At 38.3% G+C, this 1,690-nt stretch carries 2 protein-coding genes; both read left to right on the plus strand.

Annotated features, from left to right (window positions below; all coding sequences use genetic code 11):
- Positions 1-71 precede the first annotated feature (71 nt).
- Positions 72-746 carry a transposase gene (locus AC1RPR_RS07810; protein WP_481761994.1) on the plus strand — a complete coding sequence of 225 codons (675 nt, stop codon included), beginning with the start codon at positions 72-74 and terminating at the stop codon, positions 744-746.
- The gene (locus tag AC1RPR_RS07815; RefSeq protein WP_481761993.1) at positions 719-1,636 is read left to right on the plus strand and encodes an IS3 family transposase; all 918 of its coding nucleotides are present in this window, start codon (positions 719-721) and stop codon (positions 1,634-1,636) included. Before AC1RPR_RS07810 ends, AC1RPR_RS07815 begins: the two co-directional genes overlap by 28 nt.
- Positions 1,637-1,690 lie beyond the last annotated feature (54 nt).

Raw genomic sequence — 1,690 nt, forward strand, 5'->3', positions numbered from 1 at the left:
TGTAATAATCCCTTTATGGTTGTCAGATGAAATAATATAATTTCATCCGATAATCATGGAGGGATTTTTGTATGTCCAGAGCCAAGTATTCAGCATTAGAAAAATTAACGTTTATCGAAGAATTTAGAAAGTCCGGAATGCCGAGAAGAACTTTTGCCCGAGAATACGGTATTAATAAAGATCTATTCAAACGTTGGGTCGATCGCTATGACCGCGATGGTATTGAAGGTTTACAGGAAGCGCGCCACAATAATCACTATTCAAAAGCGCTGAAATTAGAAGCGGTATTAACTTATCTAACGGGTCAATATTCACAAGCAGATGTTGCACTTAAGTTTGGTTTACGATCACAAAAACAACTATTAGACTGGGTTTCCAAGTATAATGAGGATAAAACGGTGACGGCGTCACCGTCCAAAAGGCAGGTTCCCATTATGAGTCGTAAAACTTCTTTTGAAGAACGCGTTTCAATTGTTGAATATATTACCAAAGATAAACATAGTTATAATGAAACTGCGGAACACTTCGGTGTCTCTTATCAACAAGCCCGTTCATGGGTTCTTAAGGCACGACAAGGTGGTTATGAATCACTAATCGATAATCGTGGTCACCGTAAAGATCAATCAGAACTAACAGATTTAGATAAAGCGAATCTACGGATTCACGAGTTAGAAAGCCAAATCGAAGATCAAAAATTATATGCGGCCTTTATAAAAAAATGGCAGGAACTTCAGCGCAAGGGGTGAATAAGCAAAGACGACTGGCATATCACGCGATTAAGAATGTTAGTCAAGAAAAGCATGGTGCGATAACAAAACTTATAAAAATGGTTGGCGTTAGCCGTCAGGCTTACTACAAAGGGTTAAAAAGACAAGAAACAGTTTGGGAGACACGTAATAAACAACTTAAAGAGCGAACCCAATACTGGTTTGATTTCAATCTACAAGGGATTGGTACTGGAAACATGTTGGTAAATTTACAAGCTGACACATCAATTAATTTTCCCATTACTTTCAAACAGGTTCGACGAGTTATGCGAGAACTAGGTATTCGATGTTTAGTACATCCGAAGAAGCATAATCGTGTGAAACAATCAGAACAATATATCCAAGATAATCTTCTTAATCAAAATTTTAGTGTGAGTAGACCTAACCAAGTTTGGTTGGCCGATTCAACAGAGCTTTCATATGGCATAAATGGCGAATATAAAATTCGGTTAAGTGGTGTTTTAGATCTTTATGGTCGGCGACTTTTAGCCTATAATCTAAGTCCTACAGAAACTAGTGAAGCAGAAATCCAGGTATTTCAGCAGGCCTTTTCAGGTGCTGGTAGTGTACACCCCATGGTGCACACCGATCGCGGTTCAGCTTATACCTCAAAACTATTTAATCGTTCTCTTGATCGATATGAAGTAACTAGAAGTATGTCCCGACCAGGAACGCCATACGATAACGCTCCAATGGAGCGTTGGTGGAATGAATTTAAAAATCGATGGATGGCACGTCAGCCACTGCCAAAGACCTATCAAGAACTTATGAAATTGGTTGAAGCAGGAATTGAATATTTTAATCATTACAATCGCTCAACACAAAGAAATGGCCTTACCCCAGATGAATACTGGGATAAAGCCATTTAGAAACATATTAAATTTTATATTATTTCATCCGTCAACTTGACAGGGCCTAGTACA

The sequence above is a fragment of the Dellaglioa sp. CoH-57-MRSF-22 genome (genome assembly GCF_056781895.1).